Below are 22,658 nucleotides of genomic sequence, written 5' to 3'. Positions count from 1 at the left end.
GCGGCGCGGGCAGCGCCGGCGTCAGCCCTGGGCGTCGCGCCAGGTGATCCACTCGCGCACGAGGGACAGGTCGTAGTCGGGCCCGCTCGTGCCGACGGTGAACAGGGTCGCGCCCGCGGCGACGAGCGCGTCCGCGGACTCCGCCGGCGGCCGGGACACGGCGACCGAGCGCTCGACGAGCGCGGCGGTGTCGCGACCCACGGCCGCGCCGTGCTCGTCGAGGATCGCGCTCTTGCGCGCGAGCGTCTCCGCGTCGCCGAACGAGTGCCAGACGTCCGCGTGCTCCGCGACGACGCGCAGCGTCTTGCGCTCGCCGCCCCCGCCGACGAGCACCGGGATGTCCCGGGTCGGAGCCGGGTTCGACGCCGCCCAGCGGGCCTTGATGCGCGGGAGCGCCGCGGCGAGGTCGGCGATGCGGCCGCCCGCGGTGCCGAACTCGTACCCGAACCGGTCGTAGTCCTTCTCGAACCAGCCCGCCCCGATCCCGAGGATCAGACGACCGCCGCTGATGTGGTCGACCGTCCGCGCCATGTCGGCGAGGAGGTCCGGGTTGCGGTAGCTGTTGCACGTGACGAGGGCGCCGATCTCGACGCGCTCGGTCTGCTCGGCCCACGCCCCGAGCATGGTCCAGCACTCGAAGTGCTTGCCGTCGGGGTCGCCCGTGAGCGGGAAGAAGTGGTCCCAGTTGAAGATGACGTCGACGCCCAGGTCCTCCGCGCGCAGCACGGCGTCGCGGATCTGGGCGTAGTCGGCGTGCTGCGGCTGGAGCTGGACGCCGATGCGGAAGGGGTGCCGAGGAGAGGTCATGCTCGGAATCTACGTCCGGGCCGAGAACGACGACACCCCGCGTCGAGCACGACCTTGTCGGCGCCACGAGCGTCAGAACGACGGCAAGGTCGTGGTCGGCGGACCTAGGGTGGGGCGCATGAAGCGACTGGTGGGCCTGCTCGTGACGCTCGTGGTGCTCGTGGCGGTCGCCGTCGTGGCCGACCGGGTGGCGGTGCGTGCCGCCGAGCGCGGGGCGGTCACGGCGTTCGAGCAGCAGGCCGACGACGTGTCCGGCGCCCAGATCGACATCACCGGCTTCCCGTTCCTCACGCAGCTCGTGCGCGGCTCGCTGACGCACGTCACGGGCTCCGCGGACTCCGCGTCGTTCGGCGGCTACGCGATCTCCGACCTCCAGGTCGAGGCCGACGGCGTGAGCACGTCGGAGCCGTACCGGATCGCGTCCGGCACGGCGTCGGGCGTCATCGCGGCGGAGTCGTTGCAGCAGGTCGTCGCCGAGCAGAGCGGTCTCGACGTCGGCGTGACCGCGACCGGCGGCGTGCTGTCCCTGGGCTTCGAGCTGCTGGGCACCACGATCACCGTCGACGTGACGCCGCGCGTGTCCGGGCCGGCCGAGCTCGCCGTCGACGTCGTCGCCGTCCGCACCGGCCTCGGCACGGTCTCGGTCGACGACCTGCCGTCCGGGCTCTCGAGCGCGCTGTCCGACCTGCGCGTGCCGCTCGACCTGCCCGACGGCGTCGCGCTCGACTCCGTGTCCGCCGTCGAGGGCGGCGTGCGCGTCGCGGTGACGGGGACCGACGTCGTCGCCACCGACCTGGTGGCCTCGTGACCCGGGTGGTGCGACCGTCGTGACCGGGGCGGGGTCGTGAGCACCGAGGCGGTCGACGGACGCCGCGTCCTCGCGGCGCGCCTCGCCGCGCAGCGGCTCCGCTCGCCCGACCTGCCCGACGTGCCGACCGCCGTCGGGCACCTCGTGGCGGTGCAGGGGCAGGAGTTCCACCCCGCCCTGTGGGGCCTCACACGGCGGCTGCGGCCCGACGCGCGGCCCGGGGCGGCCGGCGCGGTCGCCGGGTGCGACCGCGGGGAGGTGCTGCGCACGCACGTGCTGCGGCCCACCTGGCACCTCGTCCGGCCCGACGACGCGCGCTGGCTCCTCGAGCTCAGCGCGCCCCGCGTCCACCAGGCCAACGGGACGCTGTACCGGCAGGTGGGGACCGCCGGGCACGGGCCGGAGACCGACCTCGTCGTCGCGGCCGTGCAGGAGCGGCCCCGCACGCGCCGCGAGCTCGCGGGGCTGCTCGCCGCGCACGGCCGCCCGCTCGAGGGCATCGCGCTCGGCTACGTGCTCATGCGCGCCGAGCTCGACCGGCTGCTGGTCAGCGGGCCGCTCGACGGCAAGCAGCAGACGTACGCCGCGTTCGACGACCGCGTCCCGCCCGGCTACGGGCCGCTCGGCGAGCGGTTCGACCGGGACGCCGCTCTCGTCGAGCTCCTGCGCCGCTACCTCGCGAGCCGCGCGTACGCGACGGTCAAGGACGTCGCGCAGTGGTCGGGCTTCACGCTCACCGACGTGCGGCGCGCGCTCGACCTGCTCGACGACGAGGTCGTGGCCGTGCCCGGGGCGGGTGCGCTCGACGGGCTGACGCTCTGGCGGCTCGCGGACCCCGGCGACCGGGTGCTCGACCCCGCGCCGCTCGTCGGTGCGCTCGCGCCCGACGGTGACCCCGCCCGGCCGGTCGTCGACCTGCTGCAGAGCTACGACGAGCTCTTCCAGTCCTTCGGCGAGTCGCGCAGGATCGTCGTGGCCGACGGCGTCGACCTCGGCGACCGGCTCGGGTCCTTCATCCATGCCGTCGCGGTCGACGGCGTCGTCGTCGGGCGGTGGCGCTGGGTCGTCGGGACACGTGACGTCGTCGTCGAGCCGCAGTGGCGCCGCGCGCCGTCGCCCGCGGAGGAGGCGGCGTTCGTCGCCCAGGTGGACGCGGTCCGCGCCCACTGGGGCACGCTCCTCGCGTGACGAGCCGCCGAGCACGGGATCCGCGACCGGATCGGCCCCGAGACGGTCGCCGACCCCGTGCTCGACGGGGGCGGGCGGGCTAGAGGGTGGCAAGGTGGTGGGCGTGACGGACTTTGGCGCTCCGCGTCTCGCGAACTGGGCCGGGAACCTCACCTACGGGTCCTCCGGGGTCGCGCACCCCGCGAACCCGGAGGAGCTGGCCGACGTCGTGCGGCGGTCGGCGCGCGTCAAGGCCCTGGGGTCGCGGCACTCGTTCGGGGACGTCGCGGACACGACGGGCACGCACGTCGTCCTCGACCGGTACGACGACGGCCGCGCCCCCGTCGAGGTCGACCCCGCCTCGGGCGTGGTGTCGGTCGCGGCGGGCCTGCGGTACGGCGACGTGACGCGGCACGTCCAGGCGGCGGGGCGGGCGCTCGCGAACCTCGCGTCGCTCCCGCACATCTCGGTCGCGGGGTCGGTCGCGACGGCGACCCACGGCTCGGGCGACGCGGTCGGCTCGCTGGCGAGCGCCGTCGTCGGGCTGGAGCTGGTCACGGGCGACGGCGAGCGCCGGACGCTGCGGCGCGGCGACGCGGACCTCCCCGGCGCGGTCGTGGCGCTCGGGGCGCTGGGCGTCGTGACGCGCGTCGAGCTGGAGACGGTCCCGACGTTCGACGTGCGCCAGGACGTGCACGTCGGGCTGCCGTGGGACGCGGTGACGGCGCACTACGACGAGATCACCGCGTCGGCGTACTCGGTGAGCCTCTTCACGGACTGGGGGCCCGACGGCGTCCAGCAGGTCTGGCGCAAGTCGCGCCTCACCCCGGGGGAGGCCGGCGCGGCGCGGGCGGACCTCTTCGGGGCGACACCCGCCACGACGATGCTGCACCCCCTGCCCGGCATCGACCCCGTGCACTGCACGCCGCAGCTCGGCGAGCCCGGCCCGTGGAACGAGCGGCTGCCGCACTTCCGGCTCGACTTCACGCCGAGCAACGGCGCCGAGCTGCAGTCGGAGTACCTCGTGCCGCGCGCCCGGGCCCAGGAGGCGTTCGCCGCGATGCGCGACCTCGGCCCGCGCGTCACCCCGCTGCTCCAGGTGGGGGAGATCCGCACGGTCGCGCCCGACCCCGAGCCGCTGTGGCTCAGCCCGTTCGACGGCCCGACCGTCGGCGTGCACCTCACGTGGAAGCCCCTGCCCGACGACGTCGCGCGCGTCCTGCCCGACGTCGAGGCCGCGCTGCTCCCGCTGGGCGCGCGCCCGCACTGGGGCAAGCTCTCGCACGCGCTCGTCCACGACCCGGGCTCCGTCGCGGCGCTCTACCCGCGCGTCGACGACTTCGGCGCGCTCGCGCAGCGCTACGACTCGCAGAGCCGCTTCCTCGGCGGGTACGTCGAGCGTCTGCTCGCGGGCTGAGCGCCGCGCCCCGGCTCGCACGGTGCGCGACCGGTCGCTACGGTCGTCCGAGCACCGAGAGGCTCGCCGCCGCGCCGATCCGCACGGCGCCCGCGCGGGCACGGCACGACAGAGGTACCGAGGAGAACTGTGGCAGCGACCGGCACGGCGGGCGGGGAGCCCGCGACGCAGAAGCCGCGCGAGGAGTGGACCGGGCAGGTCGGCTTCATCATCGCGGCCATCGGCTCGGCGGTCGGGCTGGGGAACATCTGGCGGTTCCCCGGCGTGGCGTACGAGAACGGGGGCGGGGCGTTCCTCGTGCCGTACCTCGTCGCCCTGCTCACCGCGGGCATCCCCATCCTGTTCCTCGACTACGCGATCGGGCACCGCTTCCGCGGCTCGGCCCCGACGGCGTTCCGGCGGATCGCGCGGTGGCTCGAGGGCCTGGGCTGGTTCCAGGTGATGATCTGCTTCGTCATCGCGCTCTACTACACCGCGGTCATCGCGTGGGCCGTGAGCTTCTTCGTCTTCTCGTTCGACCTGCGCTGGGGCGACGACCCGGCCGCGTTCTTCACGGGCGACTACCTCCGGCTCGCCGACCCGGGCGTGAGCCTCGAGTTCGTCCCGGCGGTGCTCGTGCCGCTGGTCGCGGTCTGGGTCGTGACGATCGTCGTCCTCGCGCTCGGCGTGGCGAAGGGCGTGCAGCGCGCGAACACCGTGTTCCTGCCGCTGCTCGTCGTGGCGTTCGCGGTGCTCGTGGTGCGCTCGCTGTTCCTCGAAGGCGCGGCGGACGGGCTGAACGCGCTGTTCACGCCGGACTGGTCGGCGCTCGGCGACGCCAACGTGTGGATCGCCGCCTACAGCCAGATCTTCTTCTCGCTGTCGATCGCGTTCGGGATCATGGTCACGTACGCGTCCTACCGCCGGCGCCGGTCCAACCTCACGACGCCGGGGCTCGTCGTCGCGTTCTCCAACTCCTCGTTCGAGATCCTCGCCGGCATCGGCGTCTTCGCGACGCTGGGCTTCCTCGCGCACGAGCAGGGGGTCGGCGTGGGGGAGCTCGAGGGCATCAGCGGGCCGATCCTCTCGTTCGTCACGTTCCCCGCGATCGTGTCGCAGATGCCGGGCGGCCCGATCTTCGGTGCGCTGTTCTTCGGGTCCCTCGCCATGGCGGGGTTCACGTCGCTCCTGTCCATCCTCCAGGTCGTGTCCGCGGGGTTCCAGGAGAAGTTCGGCTGGACGCCGCGGCAGGCGTCCGTGCGCCTCGGCGTCGTGAGCGCGGTCATCTCGGTCCTGCTCTTCTCCACCACCACCGGCCTCGTCGCCCTCGACACCGCCGACCAGTGGGCCAACAACGTCGGCATCGTGGGGTCCGCCGTGCTCATGACCGTCCTCGTGCTGTGGGTGCTGCGGCGCGGACCGGAGCTGCGCTACCACCTCAACGCCGTCTCGACGTTCCGCCTCGGCCCCTGGTGGCAGGTGCTCGTCGCCGTGCTGGCACCGCTCGTGCTCGGCTACATGCTCGTGTCCAGGATCGTCACGCTCGTCGTCGACGGCTACGAGGGGTACCCCGCGTGGTACCTCGCGCTCGTCGGGTGGGGCGCGATCGCGTTCATGGTGCTCGCCGCGCTCGTGCTCACGGCGATGCGCTGGCGCCGCAGCCCCGACGACTTCGTCCCCTGGCCGCCGTACCCGCCGGGTGACGCCTCTGCAGGACCGGGCCGGGCGCCGTCGGGCCGCGGGACGGCTGGCCGCACGACTGCCCCGACCGGTGCCGACGGGGAGGAGACCCGATGACCACCTCGGCCGTGATCCTGCTCGTGCTCGCGATCGTCGTCGTGTGGGGCGGGCTGCTCGTCGCGATCCTGCGACTGCGCGCCCAGCCCGAGCGGGCGGACTACCCGCCCGGGGACGAGGACGACCACCGCGAGGACGAGGCGCCCGCCGCACGCGACACGTAGCCCGCGCCGGTCCGCGCCGAGGGCGGGTGCGGTTCGTCACGGTTCGGCCTCGATGTCCCCGCCGGTTTGGTGAGCGGGGCCGAACGGCCCCACACTCGTGCGCAGGTGCCGCGCACCGCCGGGTCCTCTGTTCCCCGTACGTTCCTCTGCCCTCACGGGCCGGGTGCTGACGTAACACGACGGAGACGATCGGTGTCTACGCTGCCCCTGCCCGGCCCCCACCGATCGGAGACACCATGCGTACGACCCCGCGCAAGCTCCCCCTCACCGGTCTCGTCGCGCTCGCCGCGACGAGCACCCTCCTGCTCGCCGCGTGCACCGACGCGTCCCAGACCGGGACGGACGGCAGCACGTCGGGTTCCGGTGACGAGACGTCGGCAGCGCCCTCGTTCGACCCGTCGACCGTCGAGGTCGACGACGCGGCCGCCGCGCTCCTGCCCGAGGACGTCGCGTCCGCGGGGACGCTCGTCGTCGGCTCGAACACCGAGTACGCGCCCGCCGAGTTCATCGACGCCGACGGCAAGACGCCCATCGGGTTCGACATCGACGTCATCAAGGCCGTCGGCGCGACGCTCGGGCTCGACGTCGAGGTCCAGTCGGCCGACTTCCCGGCGATCATCCCCGCGCTCGGCACCAAGTACGACGCCGGGATCTCCTCGTTCACCATCACGGAGGAGCGCATGCAGGAGGCGAACATGATCGCCTTCCTCAACGCGGGCTCCGCCTACGCGGTCGCGTCGGGCAACCCGGACGACATCGACCCCGAGAGCCTGTGCGGCGTGACCGTCGCCGTGCAGACGGGCACGGTCCAGGACGAGGACATCGCCGTGCAGAGCCAGGCGTGCACCGACGCCGGCGAGGAGAAGATCGACATCCTCCAGTACGACTCGCAGTCCGACGCCACGACGAACGTCGCGGGCGGCAAGGCGCAGGTCCTCTACGCCGACTCGCCGGTGATCGGCTACGCCGTCGAGCAGACGGGCGGCCAGCTCGAGCAGCTCGGCGACGTGTTCGACAGCGCGCCGCAGGGCGTCGTCGTCGCGAAGGACGACACGGAGCTCGCCGCCGCGATCCAGGCAGCCCTGCAGTCGCTCATGGACAGCGGCCAGCTCGAGGAGATCCTCGGGGCCTGGGGCAGCGGCGACGCGGCCCTGGAGACCGCCGAGCTCAACCCGTCCGTCGGCTGACTGCCCCCTCGCCAGCCCCCGTCCGTCCCGCCGCCCCGCGGGCGCCCACCCGGCGCCCGCGGCCGGCGGCCGGGACGACCGCGCGGACGACGACGATCGCGCGGCCCGGCTCGTCCCCCGAGCCCCGACCCCCCGAGGTGCACCATGACGACCGGTAGCTCCCCCCGCGGCGCCGCCGCCGGACCGGCCGACGACCCGGTCCCCGACCGCATCCACGCCGTCCCCGTCCCCCGGCCCGGGCGGTGGATCTCCGCCGCCCTGCTGCTCGTGCTCGCCGCGATGGCGGCCAACGCCCTGCTGACGAACGAGAAGTTCCGGTGGGACGTCGTCTGGCTGTACTTCCGCGACGTGACGGTCGTGCGCGGCGTCGGCTGGACGCTCGTGCTGACGTTCGGCTCGATGCTCATCGCGATCGTCCTCGCCGTGCTCCTCGCGATCATGCGGCGCTCGGACAACCCCGTCATGCGGTCGGTGAGCTGGGGCTACATCTGGTTCTTCCGCGGCACCCCGATCTACACGCAGCTCGTGTTCTGGGGCCTCATCTCGGTGCTCTACCCGCGCCTGAGCCTCGGCATCCCGTTCGGGCCGGAGTTCTTCGAGTTCCGCACGGCGGACCTGTTCACCGCGTTCGTGTGCGCGCTCATCGGGCTCTCGCTCAACGAGGCGGCGTACCTCGCGGAGATCGTGCGCGCGGGCCTCGGGTCGGTCGACCCGGGCCAGACCGAGGCCGCGAAGGCGCTCGGCATGAAGGACGGCAAGATCCTCACGCGCATCGTGCTGCCCCAGGCCATGCGCGTGATCGTGCCGCCCACGGGCAACGAGACGATCTCCATGCTCAAGACGACGTCGCTCGTCCTCGCGGTGCCGTTCACGCTCGACCTGCAGTACTCGACGAACGCGATCGGCAACCGCCTCTTCCTGCCGATCCCGCTGCTCATGGTCGCCGCCATCTGGTACCTGCTCATCACGAGCGTCCTCATGGTCGGCCAGCACTACGTGGAGCGGTACTACGGCCGCGGGTTCGGCACGCAGACGCCGACGCGGCGCCGCGGGCGCGGCCCGGGCGGGCGCGGGCGCAAGCCGAACCGGCAGGACCTCATCGCCGCGTCCGGCACGACGAAGGACGACCCCTTCCTGGAGGTGACCCCGTGAGCGGGACGCACGACACGGCATCCGCGGCGCCCCGGACCTCCCCGGAGGCGGGCCGCTCCACCGACGCCGCCCCGATGGTGCAGGTCGAGGGCCTGCACAAGATGTTCGGCGAGCTGCACGTGCTCAAGGGCGTGGACCTCGAGGTCGCGCGCGGCTCGGTGTGCGTCGTGCTCGGCCCGTCGGGCTCGGGCAAGTCGACGCTGCTGCGCTGCGTCAACGAGCTCGAGGAGATCACGGGCGGCCGCGTCCGGGTCGACGGCGAGCTCATGGGCTACCGCGAGGTCACCAAGGACGGCCGCACGCGCCTGCACCGCCTGCACCCCAAGGTCGTCGCGCGGCAGCGCTCGCGCATCGGCATGGTGTTCCAGCGCTTCAACCTGTTCCCGCACATGACGGCGCTCGAGAACGTCGCGGAGGCGCCCGTCCAGGTGCGCGGGCTGAGCAAGGCGCAGGCGCGGGCGCGCGCGTCCGAGCTCCTGGACCGCGTGGGCCTCGCCGACCGTGCCGACCACTACCCGGCGCAGCTCTCCGGCGGCCAGCAGCAGCGCGTGGCCATCGCGCGGGCCCTCGCCATGGACCCCGAGCTCATGCTGTTCGACGAGCCGACGTCGGCCCTCGACCCCGAGCTCGTCGGCGAGGTGCTGGCCGTCATGCGCGACCTCGCGCGGTCCGGCATGACGATGATGGTCGTGACGCACGAGATCGGGTTCGCGCGCGAGGTCGCCGACACCGTGGTCTTCATGGACGAGGGCGTCATCGTCGAGCAGGGCAGCCCGGAGCAGGTGCTCGGGGACCCGCAGCACGAGCGCACGCGGTCGTTCCTCGCCCACGTGCTGTAGACGGCGTCCGGCACCGGCGAGGGAGCCTCGCGAGACCGGCCCGGCGCCTGGGCGGACCCTCGACGGGTCGACCGCGGGCAGGCGGGTCGGTCTCGCGCTCAGCCGGCGCGGCGGCGGCGCGGGAGCGCGGGCGCCCCGTGCGCGGGCGCGAGGCGGGGCGAGAGCCCCGTGGGGCGGGCGACCGTGACCATCTCCCCGCTGAGCGCCCGGCCGAGGTGCACGAGCGGCAGCATGTTCTCGTGCTCGACCACGAGGGCGTCGTAGATCGGGGTCTCGCTGTCGGGGGTGGGAGAGGAAGATCGCGTCAGCACGCCTCCCACTGTCGGTGAGGGACGTGTGTTCCGCGACCGGAAGCGGTGACGTGTCCGTGAGGCGTTCGTGGAGACCGCCGGGTCACCAGCCCCAGTCGCCCCAGTCCCAGCCGCCCCCGCCGCCGTCCCCGTCACCGCCGTCGTTCCCGTTGCCGCCGCCGTTCCCGGGTCCGTTCCCCGGACGCTCCTCCTGCTCGCGCTCGTCCTGCTCCTTCTGGCGGTCGTCGAGCTCCTGCGAGCGCTTCGACGCGTCCTCCTCGGCCTGCGCGACGGCCTCCTCGCGCTCCGTGAGCTGGGCCGTCGCGGCGTCGAGCTCGGCACGCTGGGCGTCGAGGTCGGCCCGCTCGGACTCGAGCTGCTCGCGCTCCGCCGCGACCTCGCTCTGCACGCGCTGCGCCTCGGCCCGCTCGCGCTGCGCCTCGCCCTGCGCCGAGAGCGTGAGGCCGATGCCGACGAGCAGGCCGACCGCGACGCCCGCGAGGCCGACCGCCGTCGGGACGAGCCAGCGCCGCCCCCGCTCCGGCGCGTGGTCGCCGTCGTCGTCGGCCGCGGGCAGGGCGAGCGGCCCCACCGGGACGACGCCGGACCGCCCGGCCCGGGCCGGGACCGTCGGGGCTGCACCCGGGGTGGCGGACGGCGTCGGGCGCGCGGCGGGCGCAGGCGTCGCCGGGCGGGCGGCCGGGCCGGGCGACGGGCGCGCGGCCGGGTCGTCGAGCATCCCGCCGAGCGCGGGCAGGATCATCGTCGAGCTCGCCACGGGGTGGTCCTCCACGGCGCCCGGGATTGGCGGGGCGGCCGGGACGGCGGCCGCGACGCGCGTCGCGTCGGCCTCGGGACCGACCGCCGGGGTCGCGCCCGACGAGCGGGCGCGCAACGACCGTCGGGTCGGCGCGCCGGACCCGACGGGCAGCGGCTCGGTGCTGCGCAGGACGGGCGCCTCCGGGGGCGGCACGGGCCCGGGCGCGGGAGCGGCGTCGTCGGCCCAGAACACCCACCCGGGCGGGGGCGGCGGCCAGGACGGGTCCGGGTGCCACTCGGTCGTCGGGGTGAAGCCCGCGGGCACGGGCCACCCCGGCGGCGGGACGAAGCGCACGGCCATGGGTCCTCCTTCGGTGGCGCCCGCCGCGCGGGGGCGGGGGCGCCGGGAGCCGCGGGGCTCCCGGTCCGGCGTGGACGTGCCGCGGCGACGTCCGACGACGACGTCCGGGCGGGACGTCCGACGGGAACAGTAGGGGAGCCCCGCCCGTCGGCACGAATCGCCGCATCCCGGGCACGGGTCGGCCGGGGAGCGGCGGGCGGGGCCGCCGGGGGCGGGCGGGCGGGCGGTGGAGTGTGGTCGGCGGGGGGCCGGTGGGTCGTCGGTGGGTGCGGCGGTGCGGGTGGGTGGTGCGGAGGGGTGGCGCGGACGCGTGGGTGGCCGCTGGTAGAACGGACGCAGACCGACGGACGGTCGGCGGCGACGGCCGTCGGCGGCCGTCCCGAACCGGAGGTGTGCGTGTTCCTCGTCGACGAGCCGGTGCTGCGGGCCGCGACCGTGGCCGACCGGGCCGGTGCCGGCGCGGCGCCACCCCGCGAGCAGGCGCTCGTGCTGTCCGCGAGCGACCTCGTCGTCGCCGCGGACTGCGAGTACCGGCTCCTGTGCTGGCTCGACGAGCAGCTCGGGCGGACGCCCCGCCGCGACGAGGGCGACGACGCGATGCTCGCCCGCACGGCCGAGCTCGGCGCCCGGCACGAGCGCGCGGTGCTCGCGGGCTACGAGGCCGAGCACGGCCCGTTCGACCCGGCGACCGGCCGCGGCGTCGTGCACGTCGAGCCGCCGCGCGGCACCTCGTGGGACGAGCTCGTCGCCGCGCAGGCGCGCACGCTCGCCGCGGTCGAGGCGGGGGCGGACGTCGTGCACCAGGCCGCCTTCTTCGACGGCGCGTTCCACGGCCGGGCCGACTTCCTCGTGCGCACCGGCACGGACGACGCGGGCGCGGCGCGCTACGCCGTCGTGGACGCCAAGCTCGCGCGCCGGGCCAAGGTCCCCGCCCTGCTCCAGCTCGCGGCCTACGGCGACCAGCTCCTCGCCGCGGGCGTCCCCGTGGACCCGGACGTCTCGCTCGTCCTCGGCACGCGCGAGCGCACGTCGCACCGCCTGGCCGACCTGCTGCCCGTCTACCGGGACCGGCGCGAGCGGCTCGTGCGCCTGACGACCGAGCACGTCGCGCGCGAGGGGCGTGCCCCCTGGGACGACCCGGCGGTCCGCGCGTGCGGGCGCTGCGCCGACTGCCGCGCCCAGGTGGAGGCGCGCCGGGACGTGCTCCTCGTCGGTGGCGTGTACGAGTCGCAGCGCGCGGCCCTGCACGCGGCGGGGATCCGGACGATCGACGAGCTCGCCGCCGCGACCGACGAGACGCCGGTCCCGGCCGGGATGAGTCGGTCGACCTTCGCGCGCGTGCGGCGCCAGGCCGGGCTCCAGCTCGGCACCGGCCCGTCCGACGGCACGGTCGTGTGGGCCGACGCGTCCGGGCCCCGCGAGCTGTCGTGGCGCATCGACGACCCGGCGCCCGTGCTCGCCCTGCCGGAGCCGAGCCCGGGCGACCTCTTCTTCGACTTCGAGGGCGACCCGCTGTGGACGGACGCCGGCGGCACGAGCTGGGGGATCGACTACCTGTTCGGGTGGGTCGAGCGCCCGGCGACGCCCGAGGACCGGCCGCCGTTCCACGCCCTGTGGGCGCACGACCTCGCGGCGGAGCGGGACGCGCTCGTCGCGTTCGTCGACCACGTCAACGCGCGCCGCCGCGTCCACCCCGACCTGCACGTCTACCACTACGCCGACTACGAGCGCGCGCACCTGCTCGCGATCGCCGCGCGGCACGGCGTCTACGAGGAGGAGGTCGACGACCTCCTGCGCGACGGCGTCCTCGTCGACCTGTACGCCGTCGTGCGGCAGGCGCTGCACGTGTCCGACCGCTCGCGGTCCATCAAGAAGCTCGAGCCGCTCTACATGGGCGACGAGCTGCGCACCGGCGACGTGACCACGGGCGCCGCGTCCGTCGTCGCGTACGCCGAGTACACCGCCCTGCGCGACGCGGGCCGCAGCGAGGAGGCGGCCGAGCTCCTGCAGGGGATCGCGGACTACAACCGGTACGACTGCGTGTCGACGCTGCGCCTCGCCGCGTGGCTGCGCGAGGCGGCCGCGGCGGTCGCCGGGACCGCGGGTCGCGACGCCGATGCCGCGGCCACGACGGCTGGCACGGCCACGACTGCTGGCACGGCCACGACGACCGGCGTGGCGGCGGGCCCGGGCGCCGCGAGCGCCGCGGCTGCCACGACCGGTGCGCTCGCCGAGACCGAGACCGAGACCGAGACCGGGGCCGGGGAGCGCGAGCGGTCCTCCGCGGTGCTGCTGGAGGAGGAGATCCGGCAGGCCGTCGGCGAGGACCGCGCGCGGCGCACGGCGGACGAGCAGGCTCTCGCGATGTACGGGGCGGCGGCCGGGTACCACCGGCGCGAGGCCAAGCCGTTCTGGCACGAGCACTACTCCCGCCTCGCGCTCCCGCCCGACGAGTGGCTGGGGCGGCGGAACGCGTTCCTCGTCGAGCAGGCCGAGGTCGTCTCGGGGTGGGAGGTCGAGCCGGGGCGGCGCACGTGGTCCCGGCGCCTCGAGCTCGTCGGACGGCTGCCCGAGGGCAGCGACCTGCGCGTGGGCGTCGCCCCGTTCGTGCTCTACGACCCGCCCCTGCCGCCGTGCGCCCGCTCGGCCGTCGACGGCGTGCGGGGCTGGCTCACCGGCGGGGTGATCCTCGACGCCGGGCGCCGCGCGACGCCGGCGGGCGAGCGCGACGTGCTGGTGGTGCGCGAGCAGCTCCCGACGAGCGCGGAACCGTTCGACGCGACCCCGGTCGCGCTCACCCCGTCGCCGGGGCCGGGCACGAAGCCGCTCGAGGCCGCGACCGAGGAGGCCGCGCGCCGCGCCCTCGCCACGTGGCGGGCCACGGGCTCGCTCCCGCAGGACGCCGCGACCGACCTGCTGCTGCGCCGGCCGCCGCGCCTCGTGCCCGCCGGTGCGGCCGCGCCCGACGTCGCCCCGGGCGGAGTCGCCGCAGCCGACGGCGTCGGCAGCGTGACGGGCGGCGCGCTGCCGCCCGTCGCGGACGACGTCGTCGACGCGGTCACGGCGGCCGTCGAGCGGCTCGACGACTCGTACCTCGCCGTGCAGGGCCCTCCCGGGACGGGCAAGACGTACGTCGGCGCGCGGGTCGTGGCGCGGCTCGTCGCGCAGGGGTGGCGCGTCGGCGTCGTCGCGCAGTCCCACGCCGTGGTCGAGAACCTGCTGCGCGCGGTCGTGCTCGGCGCGGGCGTGCCGCGCGAGCTCGTCGCGAAGAAGCTCGCGGCGGACGGGCCGTCGCCGCGCGCCGTGTACGCCGAGCTCGACGGCGCCCACCTCGCCGCGTTCGCGACCGAGCCAGGCCCGCGGGTCGTCGGCGGCACCGCGTGGGACTTCGCCGCCGAACGGCTGCCCGCGGGCACGCTCGACCTGCTCGTCGTCGACGAGGCGGGCCAGTTCTCGCTCGCGAGCACGGTCGCGGTCGCGCGGGCGGCCCGCCGCCTGCTCCTGCTCGGCGACCCGCAGCAGCTCCCGCAGGTCAGCAAGGGCCGCCACCCCGAGCCCGTCGACCGCTCGGCGCTCGCCTGGCTCGCCGACGGCCACGGCGTGCTGCCCCCCGAGCGCGGCTACTTCCTCGCCACCACGTGGCGCCTGCACCCGGACCTCGCCGCGGCGGTCTCGACGCTCTCCTACGAGGACCGGCTGCGCGCGCACCCGCTCGCCGCGGCCCGCCGCCTCGACGGCGTCGCGCCCGGCGTGCGGCAGGTGCTCGTGGAGCACGCGGGCAGCACCGTGCGCTCGACGGAGGAGGCGGCCGAGGTCGTGCGCCAGGTCGCGGACGTCCTCGGCCGGTCCTGGACGACGACGGTCGACGGCGTCGCGCACGAGCGTCCGCTCGGGCAGGGCGACGTGCTCGTCGTCGCCCCGTACAACGCGCAGGTGTGGGCGGTGCGTGGTGCCCTGCGCGACGCGGGCTACCCGGACGTCGAGGTCGGGACGGTCGACCGGTTCCAGGGCAAGGAGGCTCCGGTCGTCATCCTCACGCTCGCGGCGTCGTCCGGGCACGAGGCGTCGCGCGGGCTCGGGTTCCTGCTGTCCCGGAACCGCCTCAACGTCGCGGTGTCGCGCGCCCAGTGGAGCGCGGTCGTCGTGCGCTCGCCCGGGCTCACCGACACGCTGCCCCGCTCGGCCCGCGGTCTGGAGGAGCTCGGCGCCTTCCTGGCCCTCACGTCCTGACGGGCGGCGGTGCCCGGCCGCGGGGCCACCGGAACCGTGCACACCGGAAGCCCTCGCCGGAGCATCCGGCCGGAACCGTGCACACCGGAAGCACCCGCCGGAGCCTCCGGCCGGAACCGTCCGCACCGGAAGCACCCGCCGGAACCACGGGCCGGTGCGCGTCGTTGGTCGGGGAGTGAGCCGTACCCGGCCACGACCCCGGCGCGAGCGCACCGCTCGGCGCCCCCACCCCCGGAGGACGACCCATGGGATTCCTGGACCGGCTCCTCGGCCGCGAGCCGCGAGACGACGGCGGCGCGCCGCAGCACACGGGCCCCTACGGCGCCCAGCCCCCGACGCAGCCCGCGAACCCCTACCCGACGCAGTACCCGGCCCAGCAGCCCGCGTACGGCAGCGCCCCGCAGGACGCTCGGCCCGCGGCCGGGCAGCGTACGCCGGACCAGGTGGCGACCGACCGCTACCGCTACCTGCTGCGCACCGCCCCGCCGGACGCCGTCGAGCAGGCGCACGCCGAGGCCTTCGCGCGGCTCACGCCGGAGCAGCGCCGGCAGGTGCTCGCCGAGCTCGGTGAGCAGGTCCCGGCGGGCGAGCGGGCGACGTCGGACGCCCCGCAGGACCTCGCACGCATGGCGACGCGGGCCGAGATGCGGCAGCCCGGGACGCTGGAGCGCACGTTCGCGGGCCGGGGCCAGACGGGCCCCGGGTTCGGCGCGATGGTCGGGTCCAGCCTGCTGGGCACGATCGCGGGCGTCGTCATCGGGTCCGCCGTCGCGAACGCCCTGTTCGGGCCCGCGTTCGCCGACCCGAGCCAGCCCGTGGCCGAGGACGCGGCCGCCGGCGAGGACCCGGGCGCCGGCGAAGACCCGGGCGCCGCCGAGGGTGGCGCTGACGGCGGCGCCGTCGAGGCGTCGGGCGGGGACCCCGCGGGCGGTACCGACGGCGGCTTCGACGGCGGCGGTTTCGACGGCGGTGGGTTCGACGGCGGCGGCTTCGACGACTTCGGCGGCTTCGGCGAGTTCTGAGGCCGCCCCGCCTCGCTGCCCGGAACGCACGAGTGCCCCCGACCGGAGGGTCGGGGGCACTCGAGGAACGATCGATCGGTGCGGCGAGCCGCTACCGAGGAGATCGGGTCAGACGGGGCGGATGTTCTCCGCCTGCGGGCCCTTCGGGCCCTGCGTCACGTCGAACTCGACGCGCTGGTTCTCCTCCAGCGTGCGGAAGCCCTGCGACTGGATCGCGGAGTAGTGCGCGAACACGTCGGCCGAGCCGTCCTCGGGGGCGATGAAGCCGTAGCCCTTCTCGCTGTTGAACCACTTCACGGTTCCGGTAGCCATTGTTACTCCTTCAAGAGTGTGGAAACACCCCCCGCGGGCGCAGGGGAGTACATCACGGTGTTCGTCGTCAACTCTTGGGTAACAAGGTCCGCCGGGCACCCGCCGGGTGGCGGTCACGTCGACGCGAGGACAAGCGAGGCACTGCAATCTCGGAGACAACCGTACATGGTAGGCCCCCTCTTGGCCATGGGTTGCCGCGAGCTGTTGTGCCGACCCCCGCGGCGTCCGCGGTGGCGGGTGCCGGGAGCGCGCGGGGAGGCGCCCGGAAGGTCCCCGGGCGCTCCCCGTGAGGTGCCCGGAGAGCGTCGCCGGGGAGCGCGTCGAGGGCTCAGAACGGGACGTTCGTACCGTTCACGGAACGAAACGAGACCCTTGCGTTACGAGTCGGTAACAACTCCCTGCGTCCCACGAAACCCGATCCGCCTACGTTCGCGTCACCCAGGAACGCGGAGGCGCCCCCTCCCGCGGATTCGTGGGTCCGGAGCCCTCCGAGATGCCGCGGAGGGCTCCGGACGGCGCGACCGCGGGGAGGTTTCGTCCCCGGGTGACCTGTGTCACTATTCAGCACGCAATTCAGTGTTGAATTCAGCGATCGACCGCGGAGAGAGGCGGCTTGGCTGCCTCCGCGGGGATCAGGACCACGGAGGTTGGCATGCATCGCACAGCACGACGGGCGAGCGGGGGTGCCGCCCTGCTCCTCGCGGCCACCCTCGTCCTCACCGCCTGCGGTCCCCAGTCCCAGGGCGGCGGCGACGAGACGACCGGGACGTCGACCGAGACCGACGACGGCGGCGGCTCGGCCGACCTGAGCATCGTCCCGTCGGTCCAGATCGACATCGACGGCGCCGAGGTCGAGGCCACCGCGGCCGGCAACCCGGCGGACCCCGCCGGTGACGGCAGCGCCGAGTGCGCCGAGGGCACCTCGATCGCGGTCGCCGGAGCTCTGACGGGCCCGAACGCCGCGCTCGGCCTCAACATCCAGTACGGCGCCCAGGTCGCCGTGGACGCGTTCAACGAGGCGAACCCGGGCTGCCAGGTCACGCTCAAGCCGTTCGACACCGAGGGCGACCCGCAGAAGGCGACCCAGGTCGCGCCGCAGATCGTCGGCGACGCGAGCGTGCTCGGTCTGCTCGGCCCCGCGTTCTCGGGGGAGACGGCCGCCACGGGCGACGTGTTCAACCAGGCGGGCCTGCTGTCGCTCACGGCGTCGGCGACCAACCCCGACCTCACGACGAACGGCTGGACGAACTTCTTCCGCGGTCTCGCCAACGACGCCGTCCAGGGCCCGTCGGTCGCGAAGTACCTCGTCAACACGAAGGACTTCGGCAGCGTCTGCGTCGTCTCCGACAACTCGGACTACGGCATCGGCCTCGCCCAGCAGATCACCGAGGGCCTGGGCGACGCCGCGAACGAGGACTGCGCCGCCGAGGTGAAGACCGGCGACAAGGACTTCTCGGCCGCCGTCCAGATCATCTCCGGCGCCGACGCGGACGCCGTCTTCTACGCCGGCTACTACGCGGAGGCCGCGCCGTTCGTGCAGGGCCTGCGCGACGGCGGCGTCGACATCCCGTTCGTCTCGGCGGACGGCACGAACGACCCGCAGTTCGTCTCGCAGGCGGGCGCCGCGTCGAAGGGCGCGATCCTCTCCTGCCCGTGCGGCCCGGCCCCGGAGGACTTCGCGGCCACCTACGAGGAGACGAACGGCCAGGCGCCGGGCGTGTACTCGGTCGAGGGCTACGACCTCGCGACGATCATGCTCACGGGCATCGCCTCGGGCGTGACCGACCGTGCTGGCCTGATCGACTACGTGGCGAACTACTCCGGTGAGGGCCTGGCCCGCGCCTACGAGTGGGACGACACGGGCGAGCTCGCCTCGGCGCTCATCTGGATCTACGAGGTCCAGTAGTCCGACGACGACGGGCGCCCCGCCCCGACGTCCCCGCCCCGCGCGGGGACCGGTCGGCGGGGCGCCCGTCGTGGACCACGACCTCGTACCCCAGAGAACGAACCAGGGAGCGTCATGCCCGCTCTTGCTGACGCGCTGATGCACAGCGCGACCGCCGGCCCCCTCGTCCACCAGTCCCTCATCGACTTCAACATCGCGGGCCTCGCCCGGAACTTCTGGGGCCTCACCATCGAAGGCCTCACCTACGGCGCGATCTACGCGCTCGTCGCCGTCGGCTACACGCTCGTCTACGGCGTGCTGCGGCTCATCAACTTCGCCCACTCCGAGGTCTTCATGCTCGGCATGTTCGGGCAGTACGCGACGCTCATGCTGCTCGGCTTCTACCCGAGCGGGAACGCGTACGACAAGGGCATCGCCCTGACGGTGCTCTACCTCGGCATCGCGATGCTCGGCGGGATGCTCGTCGCGGGCGGTGCCGCCGTCGGGCTGGAACGCGTGGCGTACCGGCCGCTGCGACGGCGCGGCGCCCCGGCGCTCGTCTTCCTCATCACCGCGATCGGGATGTCGTTCATCATCCAGGAGTTCGTGCACTTCGTGCTGCCGAAGCTCACGGGCGGCACGCTCGGCGGCGTCAACGCGCAGCAGCCGATCCGGCTGGTCCAGCCCGAGGTGCAGTTCACGATCGGCGGCGCGCCGGTCACGAACATCACGCTCGTCATCATCCTGTCGGCGCTGGTCCTCGCGCTCGCGACGGACATGTTCATCAACCGGACGAAGTTCGGCCGCGGCATCCGCGCCGTCGCGCAGGACCCGGTGACCGCGACCCTCATGGGCGTCTCGCGCGAGCGCGTCATCATGCTGACGTTCCTCATCGGCGGCATCCTCGCCGGTGCGGCCGCGCTGCTCTACACGCTGCGCGTGCCGAACGGGATCATCTACTCCGGCGGCTTCATCCTCGGCATCAAGGCGTTCTGCGCCGCGGTGCTCGGCGGCATCGGCAACCTGCGCGGCGCGCTGCTCGGTGGCCTGCTGCTCGGCGTCATGGAGAACTACGGCCAGGTCGTGTTCGGCACGGAGTGGCGCGACGTGGTCGCGTTCGCGCTCCTCATCATCGTCCTGATGTTCCGCCCGACGGGCATCCTCGGGGAGTCGCTGGGGAGGGCCCGCGCATGAGCACCTCGACACCTGCACCCGGCCCCGCGCCCGACGGCGGTCGCCCCACCGCGATGCCGCCCGCCGGCCGCGTCGCGACGAAGGACCGGCCGCACAGCGGCGTCGGCGACCGGCTGCGCCTGTGGTGGGACGCCCAGGCCCGGCCCACGCAGTGGGCGATCGGCGTCCCGTTCCTGATCTTCCTGGCGCTCGTGCCGATCCTCAACATCCCGGTGCTCACCACGGTGGGCACCAACTTCGGCGGGGTGATGGCGCAGTTCGGCATGATCGCGCTCATCGCCATCGGCCTCAACGTCGTGGTGGGCCAGGCCGGCCTGCTGGACCTCGGCTACGTCGGCTTCTACGCCATCGGCGCGTACACGGTCGCGATCCTCACGAGCCCCGACAGCCCGTGGAACCAGACCGACGAGTGGCTGTCGAAGGACTGGGCGTGGCTCGCGGCGCTGCCCATCGCGGTCGCGATCACGTCGCTGTCCGGGCTGATCCTCGGCTCGCCGACGCTGCGCCTGCGCGGCGACTACCTCGCCATCGTCACGCTCGGCTTCGGCGAGATCGTCCGCCTCCTCGCGGACAACCTCGACGAGCTGACGGGCGGCGGCCAGGGCCTGCGCGGCGTCGCCTACCCCCGGGTGGGCGTCACGGAGGAGCTGCCCAACGGCGTCTTCTCCGCGGGCAACGCCGCGGGCACGCTCAACTCGGGCGTGTGGTGGTACTGGCTGAGCCTCGTGTTCATCGTCATCTCGCTGCTGCTCGTGGGGAACCTGGAGCGCTCGCGCGTCGGGCGCGCCTGGGTCGCGATCCGCGAGGACGAGGACGCGGCCGAGATCATGGGCGTCCCGACGTTCCGCTTCAAGCTGTGGGCGTTCGTCATCGGGGCGTCGATCGGCGGTGTCGCGGGCGCGCTCTACGCCGGGCAGGTCCAGTTCGTCATCCCGACGAACTTCAACGTCATCAACTCCGTGCTCTTCCTGTGCGCCGTCGTGCTCGGCGGCCAGGGGAACAAGCTCGGGGTGATCCTCGGCGCGTTCATCATCGTGTACCTGCCGAACTTCTTCCTCGGCCGCACGGAGCTGTTCGGCATCCCGATCAACGGCAACGAGATCGCGAGCTACCGGTACCTGTTCTTCGGGATCGCGCTGGTCGTGCTCATGATCTTCCGTCCGCAAGGGCTCCTTCCCGTCCGGCAGAAGCTCCTCGCCTACGGGCGCGAGCTCTACGTCGCCGCGCGACGCGCGGCGCAGGCCGTCACGCGGAGCGGGTCCGACGACGGCGCCCGCCCGGGCTCCCCGGCGGTCGCCACGGCGTCGGGCGGCTCCCGCGCGACGCGCGTGACGGGCACGACGACCGGGACCGGCGCAGACGGCACCACGACCGGGGAGGAGACCCGATGAGCACCCACGACCCCGGCGGCATCGGCGCGGGCGGCGAGCACGGCGACGAGCACCTCGCGTCGTCGGGCCGCGCCGACTCCTCGCGTGCCGACCTGTACATGCCCGGAGCCGTCCTCGAGGAGCCGGCGGTCGTCGACGTCGCGGACGTGCGCCCCGAGCTCGCGAACCCCGAGCTCGTCGACGCGATGGTCGCGCCGGACCGCACGGTCCACGCGCGCGTCGGCGAGCCGCTGCTCCAGATGCAGAACGTCACGGTCCAGTTCGGCGGCCTCGTCGCGCTCGACGACGTGACGTTCGACATCCGGCGCGGCGAGATCCTCGGGCTCATCGGCCCGAACGGCGCGGGCAAGACGACCGCGTTCAACGCGATGACGGGCGTCTACCGGCCCACCCAGGGGCAGGTCGTCTTCGACGGCTCCCCGGTGGGCAAGCTCAAGCGCTACCGGATCACGCAGCGCGGCATCGCCCGCACGTTCCAGAACATCCGCCTGTTCAACGAGATGACGGCGCTGGAGAACGTCGTCGTCGGGTCGGACGCGCGGCACCGCACGTCGGTCCCCGGCGCGCTGCTGCGCACGCCGCGGCACCGGCGCGAGGAGCGGGACGCGATCGACCGGGCGCTCGCGCTGCTCGAGTTCGTGGGCGTCGGCGGGCGGGCGACGGAGAAGGCGCGCAACCTCTCGTACGGCGACCAGCGTCGGCTCGAGATCGCGCGGGCGCTGGCGACCGAGCCGAAGCTGCTGTGCCTCGACGAGCCGGCGGCCGGCTTCAACCCGGCGGAGAAGGAGTCCCTCATGGACCTCATCCGCCACATCCGCGACGACGGGTACACCGTGCTGCTCATCGAGCACGACATGCGCCTCGTGCGCGGGGTGACCGACCGGATCGTCGTGCTCGAGTTCGGGCGCGTCATCGCGGACGGCACGCCCGACGAGGTCACGAACGACCCCAAGGTCGTCGCGGCGTACCTCGGCGTGCCCGACGAGGAGCTGGCCGGCCCGGACGGCGTCGGGCCCGCGGCCCCCACCACCGAAGGAGGCAGCGGCCATGCCCCTGCTTGAGCTGCAGGACATGACGGTCGCCTACGGGCGCATCGAGGCCGTGCGCGGCATCTCGATCACCGTCGAGGAGGGCGAGCTCGTCACCCTCATCGGGGCCAACGGCGCCGGGAAGACCACGACGATGCGCGCCATCTCGGGCATCCGCCCGGTGGCGCGCGGCAAGGTGCTCTTCGACGGCAAGGACATCACGAAGATGAAGGCGCACCTGCGCGTGCTCGAGGGCATCGTGCAGGCGCCCGAGGGCCGCGGCATCTTCCCCGGGATGACGGTCGTCGAGAACCTGGAGATGGGCGCGTACGCGCGCACGTTCGCGTCGAAGGCCGAGCACGACGAGACGGTCGAGCGCGTCTTCGACCTCTTCCCCCGGCTCGCGGAGCGCAAGGAGCAGGTGGGCGGCACCATGTCGGGCGGCGAGCAGCAGATGCTCGCGATCGGGCGCGCGCTCATGGCCCGGCCGCGGCTGCTGCTCCTCGACGAGCCGTCGATGGGGCTCGCGCCCATGGTCATCCAGCAGATCTTCCGCATCGTGTCGGAGATCAACGCGCAGGGGACGACGGTGCTGCTCGTCGAGCAGAACGCGCAGCAGGCGCTGTCGCGCTCGCACCGCGCGTACGTGCTCGAGACGGGTGAGGTCGTGCGCAGCGGCGGCGGGCGCGAGCTGCTCGCGGACTCGAGCATCAAGGAGGCGTACCTCGGCGTCGCGTGACGGGCACGCCGTCCTCGGCCGGACGCGCCTCCGGGCAGGTCCGCCCGGGTCGGGCGCGGCCGGGGGCGGTCCGGCCTGGTTAGGCGCGCCCAGGGGCGGGCCCGGCCGGGGGCGGGTCCGCCGCCGGGCG

General features: G+C 74.4%; 19 protein-coding genes. 15 read left to right on the top strand and 4 right to left on the bottom strand.

The features are described from left to right. Window positions 1-21 precede the first annotated feature (21 nt). Entirely contained in the window at window positions 22-807 is a 786-nt protein-coding gene (locus ACPCUX_RS12640; RefSeq protein ID WP_423388887.1) for an LLM class F420-dependent oxidoreductase, read from the bottom strand. Between ACPCUX_RS12640 and ACPCUX_RS12635 the strand changes: the two genes are divergently transcribed. The 8 genes from ACPCUX_RS12635 to ACPCUX_RS12600 all read left to right on the top strand — a co-directional run bounded on the left by ACPCUX_RS12635 (window position 806) and on the right by ACPCUX_RS12600 (window position 9,317). After that, window positions 806-1,615: a DUF2993 domain-containing protein gene (locus ACPCUX_RS12635; protein WP_170963645.1), complete on the top strand. Its 810-nt coding sequence runs from the start codon at window positions 806-808 to the stop codon at window positions 1,613-1,615. The genes ACPCUX_RS12640 and ACPCUX_RS12635 overlap by 2 nt on opposite strands. A 36-nt stretch (window positions 1,616-1,651) precedes the next feature. Next, the gene (locus tag ACPCUX_RS12630) at window positions 1,652-2,803 is read left to right on the top strand and encodes a DNA glycosylase AlkZ-like family protein (protein WP_423388886.1); all 1,152 of its coding nucleotides are present in this window, start codon (window positions 1,652-1,654) and stop codon (window positions 2,801-2,803) included. 97 nt (window positions 2,804-2,900) lie between these two features. Next, window positions 2,901-4,199 carry an FAD-binding protein gene (locus ACPCUX_RS12625; protein WP_423388920.1) on the top strand — a complete coding sequence of 433 codons (1,299 nt, stop codon included), beginning with the start codon at window positions 2,901-2,903 and terminating at the stop codon, window positions 4,197-4,199. A 129-nt stretch (window positions 4,200-4,328) separates the two neighbouring features. Next, window positions 4,329-5,975 carry a sodium-dependent transporter gene (locus tag ACPCUX_RS12620; protein WP_114553163.1) on the top strand — a complete coding sequence of 549 codons (1,647 nt, stop codon included), beginning with the start codon at window positions 4,329-4,331 and terminating at the stop codon, window positions 5,973-5,975. Continuing rightward, window positions 5,972-6,139 (top strand): methionine/alanine import family NSS transporter small subunit, encoded by a 168-nt coding sequence (locus ACPCUX_RS12615; RefSeq protein ID WP_076404313.1) that lies wholly within the window; start codon window positions 5,972-5,974, stop codon window positions 6,137-6,139. The genes ACPCUX_RS12620 and ACPCUX_RS12615 overlap by 4 nt, the downstream gene beginning before the upstream one ends. A 236-nt stretch (window positions 6,140-6,375) precedes the next feature. Next, window positions 6,376-7,326, top strand: a complete 951-nt coding sequence (locus tag ACPCUX_RS12610; RefSeq protein ID WP_021483556.1) for an ABC transporter substrate-binding protein — start codon at window positions 6,376-6,378, stop codon at window positions 7,324-7,326. 144 nt (window positions 7,327-7,470) lie between these two features. Beyond that, window positions 7,471-8,478 (top strand): amino acid ABC transporter permease, encoded by a 1,008-nt coding sequence (locus ACPCUX_RS12605; RefSeq protein ID WP_034655424.1) that lies wholly within the window; start codon window positions 7,471-7,473, stop codon window positions 8,476-8,478. A 74-nt stretch (window positions 8,479-8,552) separates the two neighbouring features. Continuing rightward, window positions 8,553-9,317, top strand: a complete 765-nt coding sequence (locus tag ACPCUX_RS12600; RefSeq protein ID WP_034655433.1) for an amino acid ABC transporter ATP-binding protein — start codon at window positions 8,553-8,555, stop codon at window positions 9,315-9,317. A 98-nt stretch (window positions 9,318-9,415) separates the two neighbouring features. On the opposite strand, the gene ACPCUX_RS12595 is transcribed toward ACPCUX_RS12600, so the two are convergent. Together ACPCUX_RS12595 and ACPCUX_RS12590 are read right to left on the bottom strand one after the other, a co-directional pair. After that, window positions 9,416-9,628 carry a hypothetical protein gene (locus ACPCUX_RS12595; RefSeq protein WP_128082896.1) on the bottom strand — a complete coding sequence of 71 codons (213 nt, stop codon included), beginning with the start codon at window positions 9,626-9,628 and terminating at the stop codon, window positions 9,416-9,418. 82 nt (window positions 9,629-9,710) lie between these two features. Further along, window positions 9,711-10,727: a hypothetical protein gene (locus ACPCUX_RS12590; protein WP_085387111.1), complete on the bottom strand. Its 1,017-nt coding sequence runs from the start codon at window positions 10,725-10,727 to the stop codon at window positions 9,711-9,713. Between the two features lie 396 nt (window positions 10,728-11,123). Here ACPCUX_RS12590 and ACPCUX_RS12585 point away from each other — a divergent pair, with 396 nt between their 5' ends. Beyond that, window positions 11,124-14,957: a TM0106 family RecB-like putative nuclease gene (locus ACPCUX_RS12585; RefSeq protein ID WP_423388885.1), complete on the top strand. Its 3,834-nt coding sequence runs from the start codon at window positions 11,124-11,126 to the stop codon at window positions 14,955-14,957. 245 nt (window positions 14,958-15,202) lie between these two features. Continuing rightward, complete coding sequence (locus tag ACPCUX_RS12580; protein WP_423388884.1) at window positions 15,203-15,979, top strand: hypothetical protein; 777 nt, start codon at window positions 15,203-15,205, stop codon at window positions 15,977-15,979. A gap of 108 nt (window positions 15,980-16,087) precedes the next feature. Here the strand turns inward: ACPCUX_RS12580 and cspE are convergent, their stop codons facing one another. Further along, entirely contained in the window at window positions 16,088-16,291 is a 204-nt protein-coding gene (gene cspE / locus ACPCUX_RS12575; RefSeq protein ID WP_009861351.1) for a transcription antiterminator/RNA stability regulator CspE, read from the bottom strand. Between the two features lie 652 nt (window positions 16,292-16,943). Between cspE and ACPCUX_RS12570 the strand changes: the two genes are divergently transcribed. The 5 genes from ACPCUX_RS12570 to ACPCUX_RS12550 all read left to right on the top strand — a co-directional run bounded on the left by ACPCUX_RS12570 (window position 16,944) and on the right by ACPCUX_RS12550 (window position 22,528). Further along, window positions 16,944-18,197, top strand: a complete 1,254-nt coding sequence (locus tag ACPCUX_RS12570) for a branched-chain amino acid ABC transporter substrate-binding protein (RefSeq protein ID WP_043657227.1) — start codon at window positions 16,944-16,946, stop codon at window positions 18,195-18,197. Window positions 18,198-18,311: 114 nt separating this feature from the next. Beyond that, entirely contained in the window at window positions 18,312-19,370 is a 1,059-nt protein-coding gene (locus ACPCUX_RS12565) for a branched-chain amino acid ABC transporter permease (protein WP_043657230.1), read from the top strand. Continuing rightward, the gene (locus ACPCUX_RS12560) at window positions 19,367-20,761 is read left to right on the top strand and encodes a branched-chain amino acid ABC transporter permease (RefSeq protein ID WP_391513020.1); all 1,395 of its coding nucleotides are present in this window, start codon (window positions 19,367-19,369) and stop codon (window positions 20,759-20,761) included. Before ACPCUX_RS12565 ends, ACPCUX_RS12560 begins: the two co-directional genes overlap by 4 nt. Beyond that, window positions 20,758-21,822 carry an ABC transporter ATP-binding protein gene (locus tag ACPCUX_RS12555; RefSeq protein ID WP_021483128.1) on the top strand — a complete coding sequence of 355 codons (1,065 nt, stop codon included), beginning with the start codon at window positions 20,758-20,760 and terminating at the stop codon, window positions 21,820-21,822. The genes ACPCUX_RS12560 and ACPCUX_RS12555 overlap by 4 nt, the downstream gene beginning before the upstream one ends. Continuing rightward, window positions 21,809-22,528 (top strand): ABC transporter ATP-binding protein, encoded by a 720-nt coding sequence (locus ACPCUX_RS12550; RefSeq protein ID WP_021483127.1) that lies wholly within the window; start codon window positions 21,809-21,811, stop codon window positions 22,526-22,528. Before ACPCUX_RS12555 ends, ACPCUX_RS12550 begins: the two co-directional genes overlap by 14 nt. Window positions 22,529-22,658 lie beyond the last annotated feature (130 nt).

Origin of the sequence: Cellulosimicrobium sp. AB352 (assembly GCF_049538415.1) — a bacterium.
Classification (GTDB): Bacteria; Actinomycetota; Actinomycetes; order Actinomycetales; family Cellulomonadaceae; genus Cellulosimicrobium; species Cellulosimicrobium funkei.
Note: the sequence above shows the minus strand (reverse complement) of the source record. Positions and strands in the feature narration are given on the sequence as shown.